Annotated in this window: 6 protein-coding genes; 4 read left to right on the top strand and 2 right to left on the bottom strand. The window is 30.3% G+C overall.

The window, feature by feature from the left end:
* Window positions 1-82 precede the first annotated feature (82 nt).
* Entirely contained in the window at window positions 83-688 is a 606-nt protein-coding gene (locus KQI89_RS16990) for a uracil-DNA glycosylase (RefSeq protein WP_246583168.1), read from the bottom strand.
* Between the two features lie 106 nt (window positions 689-794).
* Between KQI89_RS16990 and KQI89_RS16995 the strand changes: the two genes are divergently transcribed.
* Window positions 795-1259: a VanZ family protein gene (locus tag KQI89_RS16995; protein WP_216458099.1), complete on the top strand. Its 465-nt coding sequence runs from the start codon at window positions 795-797 to the stop codon at window positions 1257-1259.
* 93 nt (window positions 1260-1352) lie between these two features.
* Here the strand turns inward: KQI89_RS16995 and cls are convergent, their stop codons facing one another.
* Window positions 1353-2783 carry a cardiolipin synthase gene (gene cls, locus KQI89_RS17000; RefSeq protein ID WP_216458100.1) on the bottom strand — a complete coding sequence of 477 codons (1431 nt, stop codon included), beginning with the start codon at window positions 2781-2783 and terminating at the stop codon, window positions 1353-1355.
* A gap of 1047 nt (window positions 2784-3830) precedes the next feature.
* Here cls and KQI89_RS17005 point away from each other — a divergent pair.
* The 3 genes from KQI89_RS17005 (at window position 3831) to KQI89_RS17015 (ending at window position 7357) form a co-directional block, all read left to right on the top strand.
* Window positions 3831-5399 carry an AbgT family transporter gene (locus KQI89_RS17005; protein ID WP_216458101.1) on the top strand — a complete coding sequence of 523 codons (1569 nt, stop codon included), beginning with the start codon at window positions 3831-3833 and terminating at the stop codon, window positions 5397-5399.
* A gap of 109 nt (window positions 5400-5508) precedes the next feature.
* A complete protein-coding gene (locus KQI89_RS17010) occupies window positions 5509-6618 on the top strand; it encodes a M20/M25/M40 family metallo-hydrolase (RefSeq protein WP_216458102.1) in 1110 nt (369 codons plus the stop codon).
* Between the two features lie 397 nt (window positions 6619-7015).
* Window positions 7016-7357 (top strand): hypothetical protein, encoded by a 342-nt coding sequence (locus tag KQI89_RS17015; protein ID WP_032122936.1) that lies wholly within the window; start codon window positions 7016-7018, stop codon window positions 7355-7357.
* Window positions 7358-8185: the final 828 nt, after the last annotated feature.

The raw sequence follows: 8185 nt of genomic DNA on the forward strand, positions 1-8185 counted from the left end.
TTAATAAGGGAAATGAAGTCATAAAGAAAGTGTCCTCACAACTTTTTATATAGAAAAAGCTAATTTGATATTAGAATAATGGCTAAATGGACTTTAATGCAGCTTTAAGTTTTTGCCAGTCTTCTTCATAGATAGTTTTAAAATCTTCGCTTCTATTGTAGGTTAAAGAAGAAGGATGATACATAGGAAAAATGTGTTTTTTAAGCTCTTCATTGAAATAAAGTTCACCGTGACATTCTCCTATGGCTTTAAAATTAGTAAGCCTTTTAAGTGGGGTATTACCTAAGGTGACTATAATTTTAGGGTTTACTAAGAAGATCTCTTCATCTAAAACTTCCCTAAAAAGTTCTATCTCAGAAGGTTTTGGAGTTCTATTACTTATGCTTTCTCTACCGGTTTTGCTCTCCTTTATCTTTATAGGTCTAAAAAAACAGGTGTTAGTAATTCTTACCTTACTTCTCGTAAGATCTATTGAATTTAAAAAACCTTCAAAGGTTTTTCCAGCCATGCCTACAAAGGGTTTACCTTCGGATACTTCAGTCTTTCCAGGAGCTTCGCCTACAAATAATATGTCACAAGGAATAGGCCCATCCCCTGATATATAACCTCCAGTGGCTTCCTCTTTATAACTTTCTGATATGTTTTTGATTCTTTCTTTTATATCATCAATAGTAATATTTTTATTCATAATTTGCTGCTCCTTTATGATATAATATTATGGGTTATATTTATTTTACCAATAAAACATAGTAGAAATAGGACAAGAAAATGCTAGTAAGTAAAAGGAGAATAAAATGAAGTTGAGTACTAAGAAGTCTATAAGTTGGGCTCTTCTCATAGGTTGGATGATTTTAATATTTTGTTTTTCAGCCCAACCAGGGGATGTGTCTAGTGAAAAAAGTAAATTTGTAATGTATGTGTTTAACCTTTTAGGTTTAGATTTAAATACTTATTTTGGAGAACTAGCTAATTTTATAATAAGAAAAGGCGCCCACTTTACAGAGTATTTTATATTATTTATCTTAACCTATAGAGTGATGAAATATTATTTTAAAGAAGAAAAGTTACTTTTGATTTCTTTTATCATAACTGTAGGATACGCATGTACAGATGAGTTTCATCAGCTATTTGTTCCAGGAAGAGTTGGAGCTATAAAGGATGTATTAATAGATAGTTCAGGTGGACTTTTTGCTCTTTTAATAGTTCTTATTTGTAGAAGTATAAGTAAGATGATAAGTAGGAATAATAGGAAAGTTTAAGGCTAGTTTAAAAAGAATTTTAATATAGAAACGTAGGAAGGTTTGGTATATTTATGCTAAAAACCTTCCTAAGTTATTATTTGTAAGAGGATATTATAGAAGTGCTGAAAACATTCTTGTTATAGCTTCTATAAGCTTATAAATCCTTTTAGTGTTTTCAAAGTCTTCTAAGGTTAGTTTTTTACTTAGGGTAATATCCTCAAAAAACATACTTTCTAGTTCTTCCGTAATTTCTGAATCATATATCATAGCATTTATTTCATAATTTAGCTCGTAACTTCTTATATCCATATTGGCAGTGCCTAAGGTAGAAATCTTTCCGTCAATACTCATGACTTTTGCATGGATAAAAGAATTAGGATCATAGAAGTATATGTGAGCTCCACACTTTAATAATTCAAATAAATAGGTCTTAGAAGCGTAGTAAACAGTAAAGTGATCGGCTCGTCCGGGAAAGAGTATTCTTATATCAATACCGGCTAAAGCAGCGATTTTTAAAGATTCAAGAACGCTCTCTGTAGGTACAAAATATGGAGTAGTTATATAAATATGATGGGTAGCCATATTTATCATTTTTACTATACCTTGCATTATAGATGGAAACTCAGAGTCAGGACCACTTTTTACTAATTGCATAACTTTAGTACCTTTTTTTTCTGGGGTAGGAAAGTAATTATTAAATTCTAAGTCATAAAAGGAATAATCGTTATTTGCCCTTTGGATGGTGAGAAAATCATCTAAAAAAACTGCTTGAAGACCTAGTACAAAGTCACCACTTACCATCATATGGGTGTCACGCCAATAACCTAGCTTACCTTTTCCTAAATACTCATCACCAATATTTATTCCGCCTATAAAGCCAACCTTCCCGTCGATAACTACTATTTTTCTATGATTTCTATAATTTATTTGGGTATTTATTGTTCTAAGTAGTGGGGCTAAAAAGTAAGAATACTGAATCACATCTACACCTGCATTTTTAAGATCTTCTATGTACTTTTTTGATATTTTTATACATCCAACTCTATCCATTATAAAACGAACTTTAACGCCTTCTTTGGATTTCTTAATCAAAATATCCTTAAGTTCATTACCAATTTCATCACTTTTTACTATGTAATACTCTAAGTGGATGTGGTGAGTTGCCTTTAAAAGCTCTTCCTTGAGACAATCAAATTTGTCCTTACCACTTTTAAATATTTTTATATGGTTATTTATAAATAATGGAGAATCACTATTGTTAGCCAAAAGTTCCATAAGGGGCACATATTCTTGATGTTTATACTCTTTAATTATTGGGTAAATTAAATCCTTTATATCCTCTGAAATAGATTCGTTTAATTTATGCAGTTTCCAGTTGCGACCTAGAAATATATATAAAATTAGGCCTACAGGTGGAAGTAGGGTAAGAACTAGAAGCCAAGCAATGGTTTTCTCTGGCTTTTTTCGTTCCAAGACTATAATAATAACTGATATTATTATATTTATAAAAAATATAGAAGTTGCAAAAGTTTGAAAGCTCAACAAGCCACCTCCTACTTGGTATTTCTTAATCCTTATATATTATGAACACATTTTACCATTATAAAAACCTTATGTCGATTAAATATAGAGTATTTAAGATATTTTTTAAAAAAGTAAGCCATTGAGAGGTTCAGATGGGGTTTACTTATAAAAAATATTAGAATGATAGGGATGGCATAAAGAGATAAAATTTCACAATAATTGTTATTTTTATCCTAAACATTGATAATAAATAAACAATTCTTGCAAAATAATCAAATCCTTCATAAAATGAATATAAAATACAATAGATTTAAAGTATAATTAAATAAACTAAAAAAAATATGGAAATTATATAAATGCTAAGTTTCATGCACAAATATGAAAAATTGTATATTAAATTATTCTAAATATAAAGTTTTATAAAAATTCTATGGAAAATATAACTTGGAATCATTATTAAATACTTAAAAAAACTATAATTATTTTTGCATATTAATAAATAAATTATGTATAAATACAATAACGTTAAACTGGTAATAAGTTACTGTAAAATACTGTTGACACAATTTGTTAACATCTGATAATTTATATATATAAAAATTGTGAAAACGATTGATTAATTTTTAGTAAATAATGATGTTTATTAATTTATTTTAATTTAAACTATTTGAATAATATGGTAAATATATTGTAGATATTAAGGTTATCTTTGATTCTTATGTAGATTTATCTCATGGTTATCCGCTGGAATAGTTTTAAGGGAAGCTAATCTTAAGTGCTTCAGAGGAGTATTAAAAGAGTAAGCGATTACCGTAAAGTCATAAGCCTTTTTAGTATATGCTTATGAAAGCTTAAGATGAGTACTCGAAGAGTAAGCGATTTACACAAGAGCATAGATCTTGGCTCGCTACTTAGGTTCAGGGGGAAAAGCGGTTAAATTCATGGATAACGATTTCTAAGGCTGGGAGCAGGTTAGAACTTCCTCCAAAGTAAGAAATTCTGTTTAGTAAGAATTAGAGATATATCCTAGATATAAAACATTAAATTTAGACAAGGGGGATTCAAATGGCTAACAAGGAAAGAGATTCAAAGCAGTCAAGAGGTGTTTTTGGAAAGTTTCTTGATTGGGTAGAAAGAGTTGGAAACAAAATGCCGCATCCTGTAACTATATTCTTAATTTTATGTATTGCCGTTATTATTATTTCATTTTTAGCTGCTAAGGCAGGGGTAGCAGTTACTTACACAGGGGTTGACACAAAAACCAAAGAAATTAAAGAGATTACAGTAAAAGCGGTAAATTTATTATCAGCAGATGGGATTAGATATATATTTACTGATGCCGTAAAGAATTTCACAGGCTTTGCTCCGCTAGGAACAGTTTTAGTTGCTATGCTTGGAGTTGGAGTTGCAGAGGGTACAGGTCTTATTACAGCTCTTATAAGAAAGCTAGTTTTAAGTACACCAAAGCAACTTATAACTGCGGTGGTGGTTTTTTCTGGAATTATGTCTAACATAGCATCTGATGCTGGATATGTAGTTCTTGTACCACTTGGTGCTATAATTTTCTTAAGCTTTGGAAGACATCCATTAGCAGGACTTGCAGCAGCCTTTGCGGGAGTTTCTGGAGGATTTAGTGCTAATCTTCTCATAGGAACTATAGATCCACTACTTGGAGGTATAAGTACAGAAGCGGCAAAAATGATTGATGCTAGCTACTCTGTAACTCCAGTGGCAAACTGGTATTTTATGATAGTGTCCACTTTTGTAATAACTATACTTGGAACCTTTGTTACAGATAAGATAGTAGAACCAAGACTTGGAGAATACAAAGGAGCACACACTGTAGATAAGGGGGATTTAACAGCAGAAGAAAGAAAGGGATTAAAGTATGCAGGTATAGCTTTCTTAATATTCATAGCTGTAATAGTAGCATTGGTAGCACCTACTAATGGAATATTAAGAGATCCTGAAACCCATAAGATATTAGGACATACACCATTTATGGATGGTATAGTACCTATAATATTATTATTCTTCTTAATACCTGGAGCTTTCTATGGTGTGGGAGCAGGAACTGTAAAGTCAAGTAAAGATGTTATAAGTGGAATGGCAAAAGCTATGTCCTCTATGGGAAGCTATATAGTTTTAGTTTTTGTAGCATCACAATTTGTAGCATACTTTAACTATTCAAAACTTGGTACAATTTTAGCAGTTAAGGGAGCCACATTCCTAGAAGCTATAGGGCTTAAAGGAATTCCATTAATGCTTGGATTTATATTAGTATCAGCATTTATAAACCTATTTATGGGATCTGCATCAGCAAAATGGGCTATAATGGCGCCTATATTTATACCGATGTTTATGAGACTTGGATATAGTCCAGAATTTACACAAGTTGCATATAGAATAGGGGATTCAACAACAAACATAATATCTCCACTTATGTCCTACTTTGCTGTAATAGTTGCTTTTGCTGAAAAGTATGAAGAGGATATGGGAATAGGTACATTAATATCTACCATGATTCCATACTCTATGATTTTCCTAGTAGGTTGGTCTATATTATTGATAATTTGGACACTATTAGGATTACCTTTAGGACCAGGAGCAGGATTATACTATTTACTTAAGTAATCAAAGAGGGAGGGCTTTTCTTTTAAAAGGGAAAGTCAGCCCTTTTATTTAATAAAAAACAAAGATAAGAAGCAAAAAATGCTTTGAAATAAAAAAGGAGGGCTTTAAAGTGATTAACGAAAAAAGATTAGTTGAAAATTTTATGAGTTATGTGCAAATTGATAGTGAAACTAAAAATGAGAAGGAATTTGCAGATTTTATAGCTAAAGAATTAGAATCCCTAGGACTTGAAGTCTATAGAGACAAGGCTGGAGAAAAGGTTGGATCAAACACAGGAAATATTATTGCAAAATTAAGTGGAACTAGAAATGGAGAACCGATACTATTTAGTTGTCATATGGATACCGTAAGTCCAGGAGTAGGAATTAAACCTATTATAAAAGATGGAGTTATCTATAGTGATGGAACTACTATATTAGGTGGAGATGACAAAGGTGGAATTGCAGCTATAGTAGAGGCTTTAAAAGTTATAAAGGAAGATAATATAGAGCATGGACCAGTGGAAGTTGTTTTCACGATATTTGAAGAAGGTGGATTATTCGGAGCAAAAAATCTTGAATATGACAAGATATCAGCTAAAAAAGCTTTTGTTTTAGATAGCGGTGGAGATGTGGGACAAATAATAGTAAAAGGACCGGCTCAAGATAAGATAGATGTTAAAATAATAGGTAGACCTGCTCATGCTGGAGTTTCCCCAGAAGAAGGAATCAGTGCTATTCAAGTTGCGTCAGAAGCTATTTCTAATATGAAGCTTTTAAGAATAGATGAAGAGACTACTGCAAACATAGGAAGCATAAATGGTGGAAAGGTAACTAATATAGTTTGTCCTGAAATTGAAATAAAAGCAGAGGCTAGAAGCTTAAGCAGTGAAAAGTTAGATGCTCAAACAGCTCATATGGTGGAATGTTTTGAAAAGGCAGCAGAAAAATTTGGTGCTAAAGCTGAGATAGATACTGCAAGAGCTTACGGACCTTTTGTTATAGAAGAAAATGATGCTATAGTAGATCATGCTAAAAAGGCTTGTGAGAGTATAGGACTTAAGCCTTTTACAGCAGCTACAGGTGGTGGAAGTGATACAAATATATTAAATGGAAATGGTATTAAAGCTATAAACCTAGGTATAGGAGAAAGAAAGCCACACACATTAGAAGAACATATGAAAATAGAAGATCTAGTGAATGCATCAAAACTAGTTCTTGAGATTATAAAATTAGCATAATTTAATATAAAAAAGTAACTAAGCTTCTCAAGGTTAAAACTTTGAGAAGCTTAATTTGTATCTATAGATTTTTAATTGTACATATAGTAAAATACTACTATAATACATTTAATTATTAAAAATGTTATGATTTGATATTTTAGATTAAGTACATATTAGAAGAACTTATCTATAGGTGTATTAAACTTCATATATTAATTAAAGGAATAGAAATATTATGGAGTATAGCCATTGAATAAATTAAAATTTATTATATATTAATGTAGGTTTTGGACATAATAACTAAAAAGGACATAGTATTTTATTATAAAGGTTAGAATTTATAGATTAAAGATGAAGGGAGGCAAGTCATAGATTCTATAAAGTTTAAATGTTTTAGTAATCTATGATGTGAAATATGGGAAGAAAAAAGAATAATGGCTTAGTTGGGGCTCTTGTAGCTTTAGGTGCAGCAAGTGTTGCAGGTGCAGTGGTTTATAATCTAAGGAAAAATGCTAGGGAGAATGTAACTGAAAACTTTGAAGAGTATCTGAATAACTCTGAGAATTACACAAAAAAGTCATCTAAAGGATGTTGCTTGAAAAAGGTTATAGCTAAGATTAAAGATAATCTAAAAGAAGAGATTTTTGAAGATGAAGAATTATATGAAAGTCCCTATGATAAAACCCTTAGATATAGAAGAGATAGAGTTTATAGAAAACCTATGAAGGGTATAAAAGGTGAAAAGGGAGTATATTAAAGAAAATTATAAACCTGTGTAATCATAGTTTTATTATGATTACACAGGTTTTTGCTTAGAATAGGGACTTAGTATTTACATAATATATTAAATCTTTAAACTAAAATTACAAAAGATATGCTAAAGTAGGATAAATTATGAACATTACAATAAAAACATATATAAAAATTAGTGATTGAATGGATTCAGATTTAACACAGGATAAAGCTATTAAAAAGGTTTTGCAACTATCAAATAAATAAAAACTGCATTCTAAAGATGTTAATTTATAATATTAAATATTTATTAAATAGTAGAGATTGTAAATTTCATAGATCATTTATTGATATGAAATATAAGTATAAAAGAATTGTAAGAGAAATACTTGCAATTCTTTTTTTGTTAGGGGACTCTGGGATTCCGATGAAGTTTGTTTGTCTCTTTAACTGGAATTTTACTTCATTTCAATTATAAGATGATTTATAGTATACAATTTAAAAGAAACACTACCTAGCGTATCAATTTAAGGATTATAGAAAAATACATAGAAAAAGAGAGAATAATAAATATAATCTTTAAAAATAAGGAATAATATTAAATATATTAGGGAATTAGCGTGATATTATAAATAAGCACTCAGCACTGATGTGTAGAGTTCAGCAAAAGTTGACTGTTTTATATAAGAAGATTAAAAATTCTAAAAAAACATGTTGACAAAGGAAAAACAAGATGCTAGAATAAAACATGTCGCTGATGAGCGATTTGATCTTTGAAAATTGAACAGAAAAGATGATATAAAGACCAGCAATTCTTTTGAATTATTTTGAGTAGATTAAACTCAGAGTTTTC

The sequence above is a fragment of the Clostridium simiarum genome, assembly GCF_018919175.1.
Classification (GTDB): Bacteria; Bacillota; Clostridia; order Clostridiales; family Clostridiaceae; genus Clostridium_L; species Clostridium_L simiarum.

Bases quoted from the DNA above. Each gene is read 5' to 3' on its own strand.
- KQI89_RS16995 (WP_216458099.1), top strand. From the start codon at position 795: ATGAAGTTGAGTACTAAGAAGTCTATAAGTTGGGCTCTTCTCATAGGT.
- KQI89_RS16990 (WP_246583168.1), bottom strand. From the start codon at position 688: ATGAATAAAAATATTACTATTGATGATATAAAAGAAAGAATCAAAAAC.
- KQI89_RS17015 (WP_032122936.1), top strand. From the start codon at position 7,016: ATGGGAAGAAAAAAGAATAATGGCTTAGTTGGGGCTCTTGTAGCTTTA.
- KQI89_RS17005 (WP_216458101.1), top strand. From the start codon at position 3,831: ATGGCTAACAAGGAAAGAGATTCAAAGCAGTCAAGAGGTGTTTTTGGA.